Consider the following 17,013-nt stretch of genomic DNA (forward strand, 5'->3'; position numbering starts at 1 on the left):
GAGAGTGTAATCTAAACTGTGTAAGTTAGTTAGATGCGTACGGCTAACTAATGAACACAGTTTTTATTATGCCTATCTCATGATATGGTTGAAGGAGAAAAAGGAAAATGAATGAAATGAGTAAAATTAAAAGAAATCCCGCCGCTGTCAAGATTGCCAATGAAATCCTTAAAGAATATGACTGTGATTCATTAGCCGATATGCAGGATGCTCTCAAAGAAATCTTTGGTCCATTGTTTGAAGGCATGCTTCAGGGGGAAATGGACAATCATCTTGGTTATAAATCCAATTCAAAAGAGCCAAAATCTACAAAGAACAGAAGAAATGGTTCCAATCCCAAAACTTTAAAAACCACAATGGGAGAAGTAGAAATCAATGCGCCAAGAGACAGGAATGGATCCTTCGAACCAGTCATTGTTCCCAAACGATCAAAGGATGTTTCCGATATCGAAGGAAAGGTATTATCCATGTATGCACGTGGAATGTCACAACGGGATATCTCATCAACGATCGAGGATATTTATGGTTTTAAAGTATCCCATGATATGATNTCGAAGGAAAGGTATTATCCATGTATGCACGTGGAATGTCACAACGGGATATCTCATCAACGATCGAGGATATTTATGGTTTTAAAGTATCCCATGATATGATCTCGGATATAACCAATGCTATCCTTCCGGAAGTGGAAGAATGGCAGAACAGACCGCTCAAAAAATGTTACCCATTTGTTTTTGTCGACTGTATGTATGTTTCTGTCAGAAACGATTATGAAGCCAAAGAAGAAGCCGTTTATGTGATTCTTGGGTATGACCTGCAGGGACAAAAGGAAATTCTTGGTTTGTGGATGGATTCCACGGAATCAAAGAACTACTGGATGCAGGTATTTGATGAGATCAAGGCACGAGGAGTCGAAGATATCTTTTTCATTTCTATGGATGGCGTATCCGGTCTTGAATCGGGTGCCAAAGCTATTTTCCCCGGAGTTGTCGTACAAAGATGTATCGTTCATCTGATTCGGAACTCCATCCGATATGTACCAACCAAGGACTACAAAAAATTCACTGCCGATCTTAAAAAAGTATATGGAGCCTCTTCACTAAAAGCAGCTAAGACTGCGTTCGACACATTCTGCGACAACTGGAAACAATATCCTGGAGCGATCGAAGTATGGAAAAGGAATTTCCTTCATGTAGAACAGCTGTTTGATTATGGATCTGCTGTTCGAAAAGTCATGTATACGACAAATGCGATCGAATCGGTAAATTCCTCCTTTCGAAAAGNNNTTCCTTCATGTAGAACAGCTGTTTGATTATGGATCTGCTGTTCGAAAAGTCATGTATACGACAAATGCGATCGAATCGGTAAATTCCTCCTTTCGAAAAGTGACGAAAAAAGGGTCATTTCCAAATCATGAAGCTGTATTCAAGCTGCTCTATTTACGGGTGAAGGAACTACAGAAAAAATGGGACAAAGGACATTTGAATAATTGGTCGATGGTATTGAATCAATTGTTGGTCAACGATCAGTTTAAGGATCGTATCGAAAAGTACATTCAATACTGAATCTTGAAATGATATATATTCCAAGTTCCTTGTTTACAATGAGACTCCGCCCCTAAGAACCCGAAAAAACGGCCAGTCAAAAAAATCAATTTTCAGCTGGCCGTTTTAAGCATACCTTAGGGTCGATCATTATAAACAAGTTTTCTCGGCATAAAACATCATTTTAAAAACAAGATCGAGAACTTATCAAAATCGACTATAAAATATTAAATACACACTTTTCTTGACAAACCCGCGAAAGCCAATGAACTGGATCCATATAAATATCTGAATCTTCTATTCAATTCATTACCTGGACTAGACTTTATATCCGATCCTTCATTACTGGATGATTATCTGCCATGGTGCAGTGATATAAAGACAATATGTAAATAAACCCGTTATGATACAAATAACTGTTTGTTCACAACGGGTTTTGTTTATAACATCATAGACACTGATTTATCTGACGCTTACCTTAGAACGATTATTTAAGCTTTTAAATAAGCATTTATTATTATTTTGTTTCAAACCATTTATCACTATATTTTTTAGATGTGGAAATTGCTTAATAAATATTTCTATTTCAGCATAAGTTTTTTCATAACTTTCAATATCTTTTTTATTTATCATTTTGTACTCACGGCCAAAATTGGCATATAAAAAAGCCCTTATATAAAGGACTTTTAATGTTTATTGAATTATTCAAACTCAATCGTTCCAGGAGGCTTAGAAGTGATGTCATACACTACGCGATTGACATGATCTACTTCATTGACGATACGATTGGAAATACGATCTAATACCTCAAATGGGATCTTTGCCCAATCGGCTGTCATACCATCGATTGAAGTAACAGCTCGAATCGCTACGGCATAATCATAGGTTCTTTGATCCCCCATGACACCCACACTACGCATATTCGTCAGAGCTGTAAAATATTGCCAGATTTCCTTGTTTAAACCAGCCTTGGCAATTTCTTCACGCAAGATATAATCACTATCTTGTACAATCTTGATCTTTTCATCGGTCACATCGCCTAAGATACGAATACCCAAACCAGGACCTGGGAACGGCTGACGCCATACCATCTCTTCTGGAAGACCTAGTTCTTCACCTAAAGCACGTACTTCATCTTTAAATAATGTATTTAATGGCTCGATCAATTGAAACTGCATATCTTTTGGCAAACCACCTACATTGTGATGCGATTTGATCGTTTGTGCCGTCTTGGTACCCGATTCAATGACATCGGTATACAACGTCCCTTGTGCCAACCACTTGATTTCTTCACCAGCTGTTAACTTCTTGACCTCATCATCAAATGTATATACAAATTCATTACCAATGATCTTACGTTTCTTTTCTGGATCCGTAACACCTTTCAACTTGGACATAAAACGATCTTTCGCATCGATCTTGACCAAATTGACATTCATGTTCTTACCAAATGTCTCTACAACACTTTCGGCTTCACCCTTACGCAATAGACCATGATCAATAAACATACAAATCAATTGATCACCAATGGCCTGATGTAGTAAAGCAGCCACTACGCTAGAATCCACACCACCAGATAAACCTAATAAGACTTTATCCGAACCGACTTGTTCTTGGATTTTCTTCGTCTGTGTCGCAATAAAATCTTTCATCGACCAATTGTTTTTGGCCTGACAAATCTTGAATACAAAGTTTCGTAAAATATCATTTCCATATTCCGAATTTCGTACTTCCGGATGAAATTGTAATGTATAAATCTTCTTTTCAATATTGGCTGTCGCTGCATTTGGACACGTATCACTCGTTGCCAATACTTCAAATCCCGGTGCCAATTGGGATACTTTATCCCCATGTGACATCCAAACGGTTTGTTTCTTTGGCGTTCCCGCAAATAATTCATTTTCATGATCAATCGTTATTTCCGTACGACCATATTGTCTTTCTTCACTGGATTCGACTTTTCCACCCATTTCATAGTGAATCATCTGCATACCGTAACAAATACCTAAAATTGGTAAGCCACTGGTAAAGATAGCTGGATCACATTTTGGTGCATCCGCTTCATAGACACTATTCGGACCACCACTAAATACGATTCCCTTAACATCACCTAAGGCAAGAATATCTTCCAATTTCATTTCATTCGAATGCAACTCGGAATACACTCCAAATTCACGAATACGACGAGCAATCAATTGATTATATTGACTTCCAAAATCCAAAACAATAATTTTATCTGGCATGAATTATTCTCCTTCTTATGTTTATTATTCTAGCATATTCTTTTCTAAATAATCTATAACGTCATGGAGCGTATGCATACGCAATTGAATATACGGATACATTTGCCGATCCTGCTCGATCCGATCCGGAATAAAAATCGTTTGACAACCAGCTCGACGACCCGCCATGATGCCAAATTTCGAATCTTCTAAGACAAGACATTGTTCGGGTGCCTTGCCCAATCGCTTTGCCGCTTCTTTAAAGATCATCGGATCCGGTTTGGAAGGGATGCCTGTTTCTTTACTGGAAACAATTTCTCGTGGATGAATATCACAATGCGCATACGCAATCAAACGCTCAATGTCTTTTCGCATGGAACTCGAAGCAATCGCATACGGAATCTTCTTTTGATTCAAATAACGAATCAACGCTTTCAATCCCGGTTTACAACCATCTTTCGGATTGGGAAACATCCGCATAAAAATATCTAAACGCACTTTTTGGAAATGGTCCATACACGCAATGATACCTGGATACGCATCTTCAAACTTCTGCACCGTTCGCGAATCACACCCAATCAATTGACTCACTTCTTTATCCGTGATCATAACGCCTCGTTCATGACAGACTTGTTTGAATCCTTTAAAAAAAGTCGCTTCGGTATCAAACATCAATCCATCCATATCAAAAATTACCGCTTCAATCATTCTCTTTCTTCGCTTCCTCTATATATTGCTTCGCATTGTTGATGATCATTTCTACTTGTTCCTTTGTGGTTTGTTTAATGATTTTTCCTGGACAACCAACCACTACACTATTAGCTGGAATTTGGGTATTTTCAGGAATTAAGGCACCCGCACCAATGATGGAATGCGTCCCAATGGAAGCCCCATTCATAACGATAGCTCCCATACCAATCAACACTTCATCTTCAATCGTACAACCATGAATAATGGCGCCATGTCCAATCGTTACGCGTTGTCCAATATGAACGGGAAAACCCTTGTCCACATGGATCACACAACCATCTTGAACATTGGTTCCATCCGCAATTTCGATTGCATCACTATCGCCACGAATGACCGCATTGTACCAAACACTGACATCCTTGCCTAAAATGACATTGCCTTTCACAATTCCTTTTTGCACTATTGGATCTCCCAGTTGGCATCGGCTGTCAACGAAGCATCGGCTCGACGACCATGTTCATACGCAATCGTTCCGGCAACCGCAATCATGGTCGCATTATCTGTGCACGCAAACATTGGTGGTACCGTAAATGTCACATTTGGATATTCACCTTTTAATTCTTCCACTTTTTCACGCAAACGACTATTGGCCGAAACGCCACCACCAACAACAAAATGTTTGATGTCTGGAAAATCATTCAACACCAAGCGAATCTTATCAAAGATCTCATTCAACGCACATTCTTGGAAGGAACAAGCCAAATCCGCATCACTATATGTTTTTCCTTGGCGTTCCATTCGCTTCGTAAATTGCAGAACGCCACTCTTTAATCCCGAAAAACTAAAATCATATTTACCTTGTGTTTTTGGTTTTGGCAAAGCATAGACGTTCTTTCCTTGTTTTGCTAACTTATCAATCTTTGGTCCACCTGGATAACCCAAATTCATGACACGTGCGACTTTATCAAACGCTTCCCCAATCGCATCATCTTGGGTCGTTCCTAAGATTTCAAAGGAACCCTCTTCTTTCATATAGATCAATTGACTATGGCCACCCGATACAACCAATGCCAATACCGGATAGTGTACATCTGTAACCAATTCATTGGCATAGATATGGGCCGCAATATGATGCACTGGCACCAACGGTTTATGAAACGCAAACGCCAATGTTTTGGCTGCTTGTACACCGACATGTAAACAACCAATCAAACCAGGTCCTTTGGTTACCGCTACCACATCGACATCATCCATCGTCAAATTGGCTTTCTTTAAAGCATCTTCAATCAAATACGAAATATTTTCGACATGAATTCGACTCGCTACTTCGGGTACGACTCCACCAAATTCTTTATGTACATCGATTTGTGAGGCTACAACACTCGATAAAATGTCTTTGCGATCTTTTACGATCGCTACCGCTGTTTCATCACAACTCGATTCAATTCCTAAAACGATCATCGTCATCCTCCTATAATTCACAGATCATGATCCAAGCATCTTCCCCATCTTGGTAATGATGCTTCGAACAATGACTCTTGATAAAACCACACATTTCATATAAACGAATCGCTGGTATATTGGATACCCGCACCTCCAATGTCATTGTTTCACAACCAGCTTGTTTGGCATGGACCATACATTCGATCAATAAACGATGGGCATAGCCTTGTTTACGATACGTTGGCAAAATGCCAATTCGTACCAATTCTGCTTGTTCGTAAGCTTCCCACACAAAGGCATATCCTTCCTTTGTCATCCACGCATGAAAAAAAGGATTGTTTTGAAATTCGGATTCAATTTGTTCCTTGGTCCATGCATCTAGAAAACATTGCGATTCAAAATTTGCCAAAACATTGGCTTTCTTATCATCCACCAACATCATTTATTTTTATATGCATTGGAAGACTTTAAATATTGCGGAACCAACGCATGAATATTCTCGATTTTTCGAGCCGGTACCTGCATAAAATTCGCTAAGAAATCACTTGGTTTGCCTTCTTGATCCAATAAGTACGCATCACCCATTAAGGTACCTGGATGTTGATCAATAAATGTCTTCACTTCATCCAATGACAAAACTTGTGTTTCCGGATGAATGATGCCATTTTCCACATGTGCAATATAGGCACGATGACTACGTGCATCCAAGATTACGTTAGCACTTGGTTCCATACCGGCATACAACTGCATCGTTGAAATACAATATAGTTCTTTATGCATTTGGGTACACAACACTTTCGCAATGGTCATCGCAATCCGAATGCCCGTATACGAACCTGGCCCATCGGTAATGATCACCCGATCAATATCGGCATAATCCAAATGGGTTTGTGCCAATAATTGATTCAATTCCACAAAAATGGTTTCACTTTGTTGCTTAAACGCTTCCTTGGCAATTCCTGCCAATAAACGATCATCTTCATATAGGCCTAAGACTAAATTTTTATAGGCACTATCCATACATAAACTAATCATTGTATGCCTCCACTATCGTTTGACTTACACTTCCTGTATAGGTCATTTCAATTGTTCGTTCTTCATCAATGCCTTCTTCAATCGAGATCGAGATATGATCGTCAGGAATTTGATTGGCGATAAAATTTCCCCATTCGATCACACAAATGCCTTCATCAAAACAATCTTCAAACCCTAGATCTTGATCAATGCCTTCTAATCGATAGGCATCAATATGATAAAAAGGTTGTCCATTGCCTTGGGTATACGATTTCATGATCGTAAACGTTGGTGAATTTATGACTTGTTGAATACCTAAAGCCTTGCCAAACGATTGTGTCCAAGTCGTTTTTCCTGCACCTAAATCTCCATCCAAACAAAGGATGACATGTTTATCTCGACAAAGATCTGCCATTTTTTGTGCAAATCGTTGCGTTTCTGCTAATGAATGAATTTGGATTTTCATACTATTTCTTCCTTTTCTGTTCATGAATCATATGCTTGATATTCTTGATATCTTGCATACGCTTCTTTACTTTTAATTCCGATCCTTGATCTTTCGGTACATAATATACACGATCTTTTAATGCCTCTGGCAAACAAACCATATCCGTCATGTGATATTTGTAGTCATGGGAATATTCATAATCTTTGCCATAGCCAAGATCTTTCATCAATCGTGTCGGTGCATTGCGAATTTGCAACGGTACCGGTTGATCCAATGTTGCTTTAGCATCTTGCGACGCATGAATATATGCCGTTTCTAAGGCATTGGATTTTGGTGCCAAGGCACAATACACGACCGCATGCGTTAAATGCACATTGCATTCGGGCATGCCTAAATAATGACACGCTTGATAGGCGGCAATACAAATTTCCAAAGCCCGTGAATCGGCCATACCAATATCTTCCGAAGCAAATCGAACAATGCGACGAGCCACATATAAGGGATCTTCGCCAGCTTCCAACATGCGTGCTAACCAATAGATGGATGCTTGTACATCACTATTTCGCATACTTTTATGCAAAGCTGAAATGATATTATAATGCTCCTCACCTTGACGATCATATAATAGTGATCGTCGTTGCAGACATTGTTTGATGATATCTTGGGAAACATGGATGCCTTCCACATCACTTGGACTATTATATACCACCATTTCTAGAGTATTTAAAGCAAATCGAGCATCTCCACCCGAAAAATTCGCAATGGCTTCGATTTGCGCATCACTCATATCAATATGTAGTTCCCCAAATCCTTTGGGACTGGAAATAGCCCGATGGAGAAGTTCCACAATATCTTCTTGACTTAAGGACTGCAACACAAAAACACGACAACGCGATAAAAGGGCGTTATTTAGCTCAAAACTCGGATTTTCCGTCGTTGCCCCAATCAAGGTGATGCTGCCATTTTCTACATACGGTAAAAATGCATCTTGTTGGGCTTTATTGAAACGATGAATTTCATCCACAAACACAATGGTTTTTTGTCCCAATACTTTGTGTTGTGCCGCTTCTTTCATAACTGCCTTGATATCTTTGATTCCCGACGAAACCGCGGAAAATGTCACAAAATGGGCTTTGGTCTTATGCGCGATCATTCGCGCTAATGTCGTCTTGCCAACACCGGGCGGGCCCCAAAAAATCATGGATGGTACACTATCATGTTCAATCATTTGCCATAATATCCGTCCAGGAGCTACCAATTGTTTTTGACCCACATATTCTTCCAAGGTTTCGGGTCGCATGCGATCCGCTAAAGGACGTGAATCCGTCGTATCAAATAAAGAAGCTTGTTCCATATCGTTCCTCCGTCCTCCATTATAGCATGGTTCCTTATAGGCGCTGTCGTAAATAGTCACGAAGACAAGCATTCGTACAATAGATGTAACAACCCTTCATGGCTCGCGTCATCAAGGTTCGATAGGTATTCTTGATAATTTCATCCGCTCGTGCTAAGGCTTGTTGCGGATCTTGTTTATATAATTTCTTTAAACCACGAATGGATTGATCACTTTTGGCCCGTTTAGTGAAATCAGTCACGATATGACCATTTTCATAACGCATATCATCGCCAATGATCACACCCACATAATCAAATTCCAAGCCTTGGGTCGTATGAATACAACCAGCCTCATGGACGGATGTTTCACTAATCGCAAAGGCTTGGCCATCATCCAAATTCCAACTGATGCCAAAATCACCAATCTGAATATCATGATAGGAACTATCCTGTCGCTTGGCTTTAGGCCATTCCCAACAATAACCCGCCAACATTCGGGCTCGATTGGCGACCTTATTTTTTTCTAAGATCAAATCTTGTACATCTTGGGGATCATCAAAAACACGAATATCATAGTCCAAGCCTTCCAGATTAAAATTGGCTGTTTGTCGAATTTCTAAGACATCATCCACCCAAGCCAAATAGCCATTGGATCCATTACACCGAAATTGCGAAAGCAATTCGAGTTCTGTTACTTGAGAACCTTCCGCTTTGGCCCATTTGCAAATTTCTTCTACCGACCCTATATCTGACATAGTGACTCGTTGACTTTCATCAATAAAGAAGACGGAACAACCAGCCGCATGGATGATTTCTTTGATTTGATTTTCGCCTTTATTATGAAACAAACCCGATTTTTCATTCAATCGATGCGCTTCATCCACCAATAATGTATGGATTTGATTACGTCCTACATCCACATAGGAACCAGAATTTTTAAACATATTATCTACACTGCTTTTTGTGATTTGCCCTTTTAATTTTGATGCATACACCTGCCGTGGTGCCCTATTTTTGGAAACATATTGGACAAACTGGCCTTTTTGGGTCAAAGTCGCCAAACACTGAACCGCAATCACGCTTTTACCTGTTCCAGGTCCGCCGGTACAAATGATCGTTCGTTTTTGATGATCTTTTTGACACTGACAAGATAAGCGAAGAATTTCTTCATACACAACACGTTGTTCATCGATCATGATAAATTCAGGATTTCCCGCAATCATCGAAGCAATCGCATCCTGCAAGCTTTTTGAAGGCCGAATCGTGCCATGATCGATCTTGTATAATATGTCTTCATTATCTCCTTTTCGCACAAATCGTTTGATCAATGCGCGTAATTGACTCACTTGACCTTTGGTGAAAGCGGGTGCTTCGGAAGTGTATGCTTCATATTGCTCATCATCCAATAGATCTTGATCCGAACGAATATAATTGTGTAAATAGGCACAAGGAATCAATTGCACATGTGCATCTTGAACCGCCGTATTATAATCTTGGATCAATTGCGCATACGACCAAGCTTGATAGGAAGGATGGACCACTTTACGTTGGGCATGGCCAGTATAGGTTTCCACCAAAGTATGCGAATTGCCAACTTTTTGAAGTTCTTCCCATTGTTTTAATTCAATGATGATCAGGCCTGGATGATTTTCTTCGTCATAGCCCGAAATCATAAAATCGACACGTTTGGCCGTTTGGGGAATATTGTATTCAATCGCAATGCCTACGTTATCTGGTATATCGGGATCATTCATCACTTTATACATATACTGCATAGAATTGTCCCATGCTCGAAATTCATTTTTTGATGTATGGCGTCCCATCTTTTTTAATATATTTTGTTCAATATCGATCGCAATGGTATCATTTTCAACACTTTCAAGAAAATCCCGTCGCGAACCATCATAGACAATCATTTCTGATCTCCTTGGTAGGCCGTATATTTCAATGACTTCCCATAGGCTTGTTCCACCGGATATTTTTTCTCATTCACTGCTAATTTATCTTGAATGATCTGCAACACGTCTAAATCAAGATCATGTGCCATCATCAGTGAATAAATCAATACATCTGCTAACTCTTCTTTGATCTTATCCATTTTCTCTTTTGTATCGGCTTGCGTATCTGCACCGGTCCATTGAAATACTTCCAATAGTTCGGCTGCTTCCAAAGAAATGGAAATGGCCAGATCTTTGGGATTATGAAATTGTTGCCAATTGCGTTGATCACGAAACGCAATGATTTTTTGTGTTATGGTTTGGATGGTATCTTCCATATAAATCACCTCTGTTACCTATTATACAAAAAAAGTGCAACTCGAATCGAGTTACACATTTTCATGGTCAGCATAAATATCTATACAATGGGGATCTTCACTCAATTGCTTGACCCAACGTAAGGTTTTTTTCATGGACTGTATATCATATATTGGTCCAGGCAATTTTTGTTCTTCCCACGAATGATGATTATAGGAATCATCGCCAATAAAGGCGGCATATTGCTTGTGCTCGTATACCAAGATTGCCATTGATCCTTCACTATGTCCCGGTGTTAAAATCAAGATAAAACTACCATCGCCAAATAAATCACAACTCTTTCCAAATGGGGCCGATGTATCCTTTTTCATAGATACTGTTTCTATGTGAACACCTTCCCAAAAAGCTTTGCGATAGTGTACATCTCTGGTTTGGGCATGTTGCTATTCTTCTTTGGAACAATAGATGTGTTTGGCTTCTTTTAAAGGTCGTAAACCCGACACATGATCACAATCCAGATGCGTCAATACAATCGCATCGATGTCTGATGGTTTCAGTGACAATTTCTGTAGTTGATACGGTATTGCTTCTTCTCTTTTCAAAACCGGTTCACTCGCAAACCATAAACCAAATCCAAGATGAGAAAGGGGATGATCGACACATGCTTCCGACCAACCTGTATCAATCAATACCCGATGGCCTTGGTTTTCCACCAAAAAGGCTTTAACAGGTACACAAATTCGCTTCTTTCTTCATTGAAACAAGCCCGTATAGGCATAGGTCCATCGATGCGAGCTTCGATCCGGAACCGCACTGGAAACCAAGGTACTACCGGTTTGTAAGGTATAAATTTTCATTCATCCCCACTCCGATTGGGTAATTCTTTGGTGATTTCTATGGCTAAATGCAACACATCAATCAACGCATTCATGGATTTCATATCGGGATCAAAATAATAGAAGATCTTGGTCCCTTCTTTTCGTGTCTTTAATAATCCCGCATCTTTCATGATTTGGAGATGATGTGCTGGCGACTTTCATCACCCAACGCAATCAACAATTTTTGACTCGCACCAAATGCACGGGCAAGTTTTTCAATCTTCTTATTCATCAAAAGTATGCCCACTTGCCAATTCAAAATCGCACTTCACAATGCCTAGATCCACTTTGGAAAAGAAACCTCGACCATTCACTTTAGCACTCAGTTTCTTTCCATCATAAGAAATCAAAAACTTTTGTTGGTTAACAGCGGTTGGCGAAAGCATGGCTGCTTCCATGCCCGTATGAAACCAAGTGGGTACATCTCCGGTAACAGAACATAGTTTATCCATGGGTTTACTTTTATGGGCAACGCCTTGGTTTTCTCCATATCCCAGGGATACAACGATGACTTGTTTCTCGTCTTTGTTTATGATCGCATCACTTTTACCATGGGTCATGCCGACCCAACAACTGTTGATACCTAAACTTTGCGCCAACAACACCACTTTTTCACCATAGTATCCAGTTTTTTCTTCTAGTTTTGGTTCTTTCTTACCGACAATGGAAAGATAATTTTTCACATCGGTAAATTTTCCATAATGTGCCATGCGAGAATCAAAACAAACGGGTTCATCAAAGAATAGTTGCATATGGAGGCCGCTTTCGGTATTTAAGCGTTCCACTTCTGCTTTCAATTTTTCTTGTATTTCCATGGGAATCTTTTGATCCGTATATTGACGGACACTATGTCGTTGTTTCATGACTTCGATCCATTCCATACTTGTTTCCTCCGTTCATTTGCTTGAACATTATACCAAATCAAAATAGAAATAGATCATCTGTAAAGAAAATCGAGATGGATCATTCTTTTTGATCATTTGGATCTAACATCTTGATTACTTTAGCAGGTACACCGGCAACCACGGCATAGTCAGGGACACCTTTTGTGACCACAGCGCCTGCTCCAACGACGGCATATTTACCAATGGTCACACCGGGACAAATGGTTACATTCATGCCAATCCAAGCATTTTGTTTCACAGTGACTTTGCCATAGGTATAAATCGTATGTCTTTCATTCATATCATGGTTGATTGTGGCAATGCGTAAACCGGGAGCTGCCATACAACCATCTTCAAATTCGATACCACCCGAAGCTGATAGAATCGCGGAATGATTGATAAATACATCTTTTCCAAATGTAACCCGATTGCCAAAATCACAAATAAAGGGAGTTAAGATTCGTACATCATCCAATTTACGACCAAATAATTCTTCCAAATACTGCACATACGATGGATCATCAGGTAAAGTCGCATTGGCTTTTTGACAAAGGGTACGAGCTCGCATCATTTCTTCCACGGCTTCTTTAAAATACGATTCGCGCACATCAGTAGGACCGCCTCGGTCCATCAATTCATAAACATATCCTTTTTTATATTCCATAATCTTTTCCCCCTATAAACTTTTTGCCCATGTTTTTACTTGATTGGCACTCTTTGGGGCATCGGCACCATGAATAGCTAAGCCAGGACCAAACGTGGCACCTTTCAATCCTTTTTTCAAATCGCGTTCACAATTTCCCATGCCACTACCTTCATGCGTTACGACAACATATACATTTTTATTCGTAAAATCCAATCGTTCCAATTGAGAATAGATTGGCATGGGGAACAACCCCCACCAGCAGGGTCCACAAATAAAGATGTTGTCGTAATCGGAAATATCATCGATATAGTGAACCAAAGCAGGTCGTGCATGGGCATTCATTTCTTTTTTCGCTTGATCAATGCAGGCCATATAATCATTTGGATACGCATCAACCGTTTCAATGGGAAACAAATCCCCACCAATTGCTTCTTGAATATATGTAGCCACATAGGCCGTGTTGCCTTTGGAAATTTTTTGAATACTTCCATTGACATAATTTTCACCTGTTCGTGAGTAATATAGAATTAAGTTTTTTGACATCTGTATACCTCGTTTCTGTATTCATCTTAAAATCGATATATTAATTTTTCAAATTGAAATAATCGATATATAATAGAATTATTAAATTATAAGGAGATAAAATGAACACCAAACAAATTGACTATATATTAGAACTCGCACAAACCTTAAACTTTAATCGTGCCGCTGAAAATCTTTATATTTCCCAACCAACCTTGACCTATCAGATTCATGCAGCCGAAGAAGAAATTGGCTTTATTATTTTTGATCGGAGTGGCAAGGGAACGAATATCACGCCGGCCGGCCAACAATTTGTGGCGAGTCTTCGTAGTATTCGGGCTGAATTAAGAAAAGCCATTGAACAAGGGCAAAACTTTTCAACCAAGTATCGTGAAAATATTCAAATTGCCTTACCCGTTCGTTCGGCACTCTATTTCTTGCCCCAAGTGATCCAAGAAATTTCAAAGGGAGATTCGGGTATTTTGGTTACGCCTTTTTTTGATTCAAATCATATATTGGATTCTTTTTTACAAGGCGAACAAGATGTACTCTTTGCGATCCAAGATGAGATTCGTCATATTCCTAATATTCAAGTTCATCCACTGTATGACTCTAAAATCTATTTAGTAGCTCGTCATGATGATCCGTTAGCGCAAAAATCACGTATTGAACCCGAAAATCTAGCGGGTCGAACCTTGATGGTAGGCGGTCCTTCCCCTATTCCTTTGCGTCAAGTCCAACAACGCATGATCGAAACCCAACCGATTGATTATTTCAATAGTGATGATTATGATACTTCTTTGACCAATGTCGCAGCCAATCGAGCCCTTGTGCTTTCTCCTGGTTTTTTAAATGATCATACCAATGAATTTGCGTGGATTCCCTTTGATTGTGAAGAAACCATACCTTGTGTATTATGTACCCATGCTTCAGATCATCGAGACATTATTCATAATTTTGTCCAAATGATCCAGAAAATGTATGAAGACCATCCGGATTTTGCGGTATAAAAAAACAGAAGAACTAGTCTTCTGTTGCACCATATTCTTGATAGTATGCATCAATGCGTGCTTTTAGATCATCATCCAAACGATCACCTAAATATTCAATAACTTCTGGCATCGAGACAATGGCTGCTGTTGGGAAACCATACAACTCACTAATTTCTTTTAATGCGGTCTTGTTGCCTTTTCCCTTCTCATATCGATTCAAAGAAACCATCAAACCAACAATATCGACATTAGCAGCCCCTCTTACTTTTGGCACCGTTTCTTCCATCGATTTACCCGAAGTTGTGACATCTTCAATCATTACAACACGGTCGCCATCTTTCAATTTTGTACCCAAGAATTTGCCTTTATCCGCACCATGATCTTTTGCTTCTTTACGATCCGAACAATAGCGAACTTCTTTGCCATATAAGGTATGTAACGCAATCGCTGTCACAACGGCCAATGGAATCCCTTTGTATGCGGGTCCAAATAATACATCAAAATCGAGACCATATGTATCCACGATAGCTTTGGCATAAAATTCGCCTAATTTCTTTAATTGTTCTCCTGTGACATAAGCCCCTGCATTCATAAAGAAAGGACTTTTTCGACCGGATTTTAAGGTGAAATCCCCAAATTTTAAGACATCGGATGCCAACATAAATTCAATAAATTCTTGTTTATATTCGTTCATATTTGTACTCCTTTTTCGCTATTATATCATGCATCCGAACGACTGAATGCATTCTTCATTTGATTACTTAGGATATAAAGGACTTGATTCAATACTTCGGTTGTTTGATCTTGTAGCCATTGTGCCATGTCTTCATTGGCTTGATGACGCAATTGTAACTTTTTGCCCTCATCGGTTTCATGTTCCAATAGACCATTATAGGTATGAATTATTTGATGCGCTTTAGCAGCAACTTTGTTTTGATAGCGTTCAATTTCAAAAATTGATTGGCGATAGGAAGCATCGGCCATAGCGGCTAATAAACGACTGGACCAGTAAAAATTATCACTCGAAACATCTTTTGTGGTATTGGCCATGTATTCTGGTGTCGTTTCAATATTCGCATAGAATGGCACCAATGCATTGAAGACATTGGAAGCAAAAGCAACCCATTCAATCGTTTCACAGTTTGGTTTCATCTGGGTAATCGTTAAAAAATCATTGCGATTGATACCAATCGAACGATACTTACCTGCTTGGGCTTCTTTTCCATACGGATCATATGGTGTGCCTTGATAATGCAAACTTAAAACATATTTGACATCCTCTACCGTTATTTTCTTTTCTGGAACCATACACCATGGTAAATCATCGGCTTCGGGTTCAAACTTTGTATGCGGATTCAAGGTTCGTAAAATATCCCAAGCTCTTGGCGTATTGTAGATGTGATCACTATCCTCATGGGAACCAAACGCCGCCCGAGGATCAAAAGCACCATACGAAGATAGATTCAAATGATTCGTTTGTACAAATTTCTTTAGATCGAATGAACATATATAATTTTCTTCATCTTCAAAATCAAAACGATCAATACCTAATTGATTGGGCATGACCACATAGACATCATCGGGTACTTTTCGTGCCATCCAATGATGACCACCAATCGTTTCTAACCACCAGATCTCATTGACATCACAAAAGGCAATCCCATTCATTTCGTAAGTTCCATACGTTTCCAATAAGGAACCCAAACGTAGTACTCCTTCTTTGGCCGAATGAATATATGGCAAGACCAATGTCACCATATCCTCTTCGCCAATACCATTTTCAACCAATGGATCCGCACCTAATACACGAGGATTGGACGTAATCGTTTCGGTAGCGGTCATGGCCACATTGGCTGCATTGACCCCACTGGCTGCCCATACGCCTTCACTTTCAATCGCATTGGGCATCGATGTATAACGCATTGGCTCATCCGGCAATTCTATTTCGACATGCGATAAAACCGAACAATATTGTTTCGGTTGTTCTTCGGGATGAACAACCACAAATTTCTTTGGGGTAAATTGTCCCGATGGTGAATCATCATTTCGTGCAATCATACAAGATCCATCATAGGAAGCTTTCTTACCCACTAATACGGTTGTACAAGACATGTTTATTCCTCCTTATGTATCTTAAAAA

General features: G+C 39.5%; 21 protein-coding genes and 2 pseudogenes. 4 read left to right on the top strand and 19 right to left on the bottom strand.

The genetic code is table 11. The annotated features are described in order from the left end of the window. Window positions 1–116: 116 nt before the first annotated feature. The 3 genes and pseudogenes from EDX97_RS12245 to EDX97_RS11725 all read left to right on the top strand — a co-directional run. On the top strand, window positions 117–550 hold a 434-nt coding region (locus tag EDX97_RS12245; protein WP_420884684.1), incomplete at its 3' end, for a transposase. A 1-nt stretch (window position 551) separates the two neighbouring features. After that, window positions 552–1,283: pseudogene (locus EDX97_RS05950) on the top strand (IS256 family transposase); the annotation flags it as partial. A 3-nt stretch (window positions 1,284–1,286) separates the two neighbouring features. Further along, a pseudogene (locus tag EDX97_RS11725) lies at window positions 1,287–1,565 on the top strand (transposase); the annotation flags it as partial. A gap of 441 nt (window positions 1,566–2,006) precedes the next feature. Here EDX97_RS11725 and EDX97_RS11865 read toward each other — a convergent pair. The 17 genes from EDX97_RS11865 to EDX97_RS06030 all read right to left on the bottom strand — a co-directional run bounded on the left by EDX97_RS11865 (window position 2,007) and on the right by EDX97_RS06030 (window position 13,902). Further along, the gene (locus tag EDX97_RS11865; RefSeq protein ID WP_221175897.1) at window positions 2,007–2,177 is read right to left on the bottom strand and encodes a hypothetical protein; all 171 of its coding nucleotides are present in this window, start codon (window positions 2,175–2,177) and stop codon (window positions 2,007–2,009) included. A gap of 68 nt (window positions 2,178–2,245) precedes the next feature. Next, a complete protein-coding gene (gene guaA / locus EDX97_RS05955) occupies window positions 2,246–3,787 on the bottom strand; it encodes a glutamine-hydrolyzing GMP synthase (RefSeq protein WP_128520256.1) in 1,542 nt (513 codons plus the stop codon). Between the two features lie 24 nt (window positions 3,788–3,811). After that, window positions 3,812–4,474 carry an HAD family hydrolase gene (locus EDX97_RS05960; RefSeq protein ID WP_128520257.1) on the bottom strand — a complete coding sequence of 221 codons (663 nt, stop codon included), beginning with the start codon at window positions 4,472–4,474 and terminating at the stop codon, window positions 3,812–3,814. After that, complete coding sequence (locus EDX97_RS05965) at window positions 4,467–4,916, bottom strand: gamma carbonic anhydrase family protein (protein WP_245978010.1); 450 nt, start codon at window positions 4,914–4,916, stop codon at window positions 4,467–4,469. The genes EDX97_RS05960 and EDX97_RS05965 overlap by 8 nt, the downstream gene beginning before the upstream one ends. After that, window positions 4,916–5,917, bottom strand: a complete 1,002-nt coding sequence (gene tsaD, locus EDX97_RS05970) for a tRNA (adenosine(37)-N6)-threonylcarbamoyltransferase complex transferase subunit TsaD (protein ID WP_128520259.1) — start codon at window positions 5,915–5,917, stop codon at window positions 4,916–4,918. The genes EDX97_RS05965 and tsaD overlap by 1 nt, the downstream gene beginning before the upstream one ends. Window positions 5,918–5,927: 10 nt before the next feature. Next, window positions 5,928–6,341 carry a ribosomal protein S18-alanine N-acetyltransferase gene (rimI, locus tag EDX97_RS05975; protein ID WP_128520260.1) on the bottom strand — a complete coding sequence of 138 codons (414 nt, stop codon included), beginning with the start codon at window positions 6,339–6,341 and terminating at the stop codon, window positions 5,928–5,930. After that, entirely contained in the window at window positions 6,338–6,934 is a 597-nt protein-coding gene (tsaB, locus tag EDX97_RS05980) for a tRNA (adenosine(37)-N6)-threonylcarbamoyltransferase complex dimerization subunit type 1 TsaB (RefSeq protein WP_128520261.1), read from the bottom strand. Before tsaB ends, rimI begins: the two co-directional genes overlap by 4 nt. Continuing rightward, window positions 6,927–7,379, bottom strand: coding sequence for a tRNA (adenosine(37)-N6)-threonylcarbamoyltransferase complex ATPase subunit type 1 TsaE (gene tsaE, locus EDX97_RS05985; RefSeq protein ID WP_128520262.1), 453 nt, complete (start codon window positions 7,377–7,379; stop codon window positions 6,927–6,929). Before tsaE ends, tsaB begins: the two co-directional genes overlap by 8 nt. A gap of 1 nt (window position 7,380) precedes the next feature. Beyond that, complete coding sequence (locus EDX97_RS05990) at window positions 7,381–8,715, bottom strand: replication-associated recombination protein A (RefSeq protein ID WP_128520263.1); 1,335 nt, start codon at window positions 8,713–8,715, stop codon at window positions 7,381–7,383. Window positions 8,716–8,749: 34 nt separating this feature from the next. Then, on the bottom strand, window positions 8,750–10,612 hold the full coding sequence (locus EDX97_RS05995) for a DUF2075 domain-containing protein (protein WP_128520264.1): 1,863 nt from the start codon (window positions 10,610–10,612) through the stop codon (window positions 8,750–8,752). Then, on the bottom strand, window positions 10,609–10,971 hold the full coding sequence (locus EDX97_RS06000) for a nucleotide pyrophosphohydrolase (protein WP_128520265.1): 363 nt from the start codon (window positions 10,969–10,971) through the stop codon (window positions 10,609–10,611). Before EDX97_RS06000 ends, EDX97_RS05995 begins: the two co-directional genes overlap by 4 nt. Window positions 10,972–11,022: 51 nt before the next feature. Then, window positions 11,023–11,322, bottom strand: coding sequence for an MBL fold metallo-hydrolase (locus EDX97_RS06005; RefSeq protein WP_128520266.1), 300 nt, complete (start codon window positions 11,320–11,322; stop codon window positions 11,023–11,025). A 72-nt stretch (window positions 11,323–11,394) separates the two neighbouring features. Continuing rightward, window positions 11,395–11,691, bottom strand: a complete 297-nt coding sequence (locus EDX97_RS06010) for an MBL fold metallo-hydrolase (RefSeq protein WP_128520267.1) — start codon at window positions 11,689–11,691, stop codon at window positions 11,395–11,397. 113 nt (window positions 11,692–11,804) lie between these two features. Further along, window positions 11,805–11,960: a hypothetical protein gene (locus EDX97_RS12050; protein ID WP_245978011.1), complete on the bottom strand. Its 156-nt coding sequence runs from the start codon at window positions 11,958–11,960 to the stop codon at window positions 11,805–11,807. 93 nt (window positions 11,961–12,053) lie between these two features. Continuing rightward, a complete protein-coding gene (locus EDX97_RS06020; RefSeq protein WP_128520268.1) occupies window positions 12,054–12,710 on the bottom strand; it encodes a nitroreductase family protein in 657 nt (218 codons plus the stop codon). 82 nt (window positions 12,711–12,792) lie between these two features. Further along, window positions 12,793–13,377 carry a DapH/DapD/GlmU-related protein gene (locus EDX97_RS12100; protein ID WP_128520269.1) on the bottom strand — a complete coding sequence of 195 codons (585 nt, stop codon included), beginning with the start codon at window positions 13,375–13,377 and terminating at the stop codon, window positions 12,793–12,795. Between the two features lie 12 nt (window positions 13,378–13,389). Continuing rightward, window positions 13,390–13,902, bottom strand: a complete 513-nt coding sequence (locus EDX97_RS06030) for a flavodoxin (protein WP_128520270.1) — start codon at window positions 13,900–13,902, stop codon at window positions 13,390–13,392. Window positions 13,903–14,003: 101 nt separating this feature from the next. Between EDX97_RS06030 and EDX97_RS06035 the strand changes: the two genes are divergently transcribed. Continuing rightward, a complete protein-coding gene (locus tag EDX97_RS06035; protein ID WP_128520271.1) occupies window positions 14,004–14,891 on the top strand; it encodes a LysR family transcriptional regulator in 888 nt (295 codons plus the stop codon). Between the two features lie 13 nt (window positions 14,892–14,904). Here the strand turns inward: EDX97_RS06035 and pyrE are convergent, their stop codons facing one another. Further along, on the bottom strand, window positions 14,905–15,567 hold the full coding sequence (gene pyrE / locus EDX97_RS06040) for an orotate phosphoribosyltransferase (RefSeq protein ID WP_128520272.1): 663 nt from the start codon (window positions 15,565–15,567) through the stop codon (window positions 14,905–14,907). A 26-nt stretch (window positions 15,568–15,593) separates the two neighbouring features. Beyond that, window positions 15,594–16,985: a C69 family dipeptidase gene (locus EDX97_RS06045; RefSeq protein WP_128520273.1), complete on the bottom strand. Its 1,392-nt coding sequence runs from the start codon at window positions 16,983–16,985 to the stop codon at window positions 15,594–15,596. Window positions 16,986–17,013 lie beyond the last annotated feature (28 nt).

Source organism: Absicoccus porci (assembly GCF_003725415.1).
Classification (GTDB): Bacteria; Bacillota_I; Bacilli_A; order Erysipelotrichales; family Erysipelotrichaceae; genus Absicoccus; species Absicoccus porci.

What these genes read in the sequence shown, in the direction of transcription:
- EDX97_RS11865 (WP_221175897.1), bottom strand. Translation starts at nt 2,177, where the DNA reads ATGATAAATAAAAAAGATATTGAAAGTTATGAAAAAACTTATGCTGAA.
- guaA (WP_128520256.1), bottom strand. Translation starts at nt 3,787, where the DNA reads ATGCCAGATAAAATTATTGTTTTGGATTTTGGAAGTCAATATAATCAA.
- EDX97_RS05960 (WP_128520257.1), bottom strand. Translation starts at nt 4,474, where the DNA reads ATGATTGAAGCGGTAATTTTTGATATGGATGGATTGATGTTTGATACC.
- tsaD (WP_128520259.1), bottom strand. Translation starts at nt 5,917, where the DNA reads ATGATCGTTTTAGGAATTGAATCGAGTTGTGATGAAACAGCGGTAGCG.
- rimI (WP_128520260.1), bottom strand. Translation starts at nt 6,341, where the DNA reads ATGATGTTGGTGGATGATAAGAAAGCCAATGTTTTGGCAAATTTTGAA.
- tsaB (WP_128520261.1), bottom strand. Translation starts at nt 6,934, where the DNA reads ATGATTAGTTTATGTATGGATAGTGCCTATAAAAATTTAGTCTTAGGC.
- tsaE (WP_128520262.1), bottom strand. Translation starts at nt 7,379, where the DNA reads ATGAAAATCCAAATTCATTCATTAGCAGAAACGCAACGATTTGCACAA.
- EDX97_RS05990 (WP_128520263.1), bottom strand. Translation starts at nt 8,715, where the DNA reads ATGGAACAAGCTTCTTTATTTGATACGACGGATTCACGTCCTTTAGCG.
- EDX97_RS05995 (WP_128520264.1), bottom strand. Translation starts at nt 10,612, where the DNA reads ATGATTGTCTATGATGGTTCGCGACGGGATTTTCTTGAAAGTGTTGAA.
- EDX97_RS06000 (WP_128520265.1), bottom strand. Translation starts at nt 10,971, where the DNA reads ATGGAAGATACCATCCAAACCATAACACAAAAAATCATTGCGTTTCGT.
- EDX97_RS06005 (WP_128520266.1), bottom strand. Translation starts at nt 11,322, where the DNA reads ATGAAAAAGGATACATCGGCCCCATTTGGAAAGAGTTGTGATTTATTT.
- EDX97_RS12050 (WP_245978011.1), bottom strand. Translation starts at nt 11,960, where the DNA reads ATGAAAGATGCGGGATTATTAAAGACACGAAAAGAAGGGACCAAGATC.
- EDX97_RS06020 (WP_128520268.1), bottom strand. Translation starts at nt 12,710, where the DNA reads ATGGAATGGATCGAAGTCATGAAACAACGACATAGTGTCCGTCAATAT.
- EDX97_RS12100 (WP_128520269.1), bottom strand. Translation starts at nt 13,377, where the DNA reads ATGGAATATAAAAAAGGATATGTTTATGAATTGATGGACCGAGGCGGT.
- EDX97_RS06030 (WP_128520270.1), bottom strand. Translation starts at nt 13,902, where the DNA reads ATGTCAAAAAACTTAATTCTATATTACTCACGAACAGGTGAAAATTAT.
- EDX97_RS06035 (WP_128520271.1), top strand. Translation starts at nt 14,004, where the DNA reads ATGAACACCAAACAAATTGACTATATATTAGAACTCGCACAAACCTTA.
- pyrE (WP_128520272.1), bottom strand. Translation starts at nt 15,567, where the DNA reads ATGAACGAATATAAACAAGAATTTATTGAATTTATGTTGGCATCCGAT.
- EDX97_RS06045 (WP_128520273.1), bottom strand. Translation starts at nt 16,985, where the DNA reads ATGTCTTGTACAACCGTATTAGTGGGTAAGAAAGCTTCCTATGATGGA.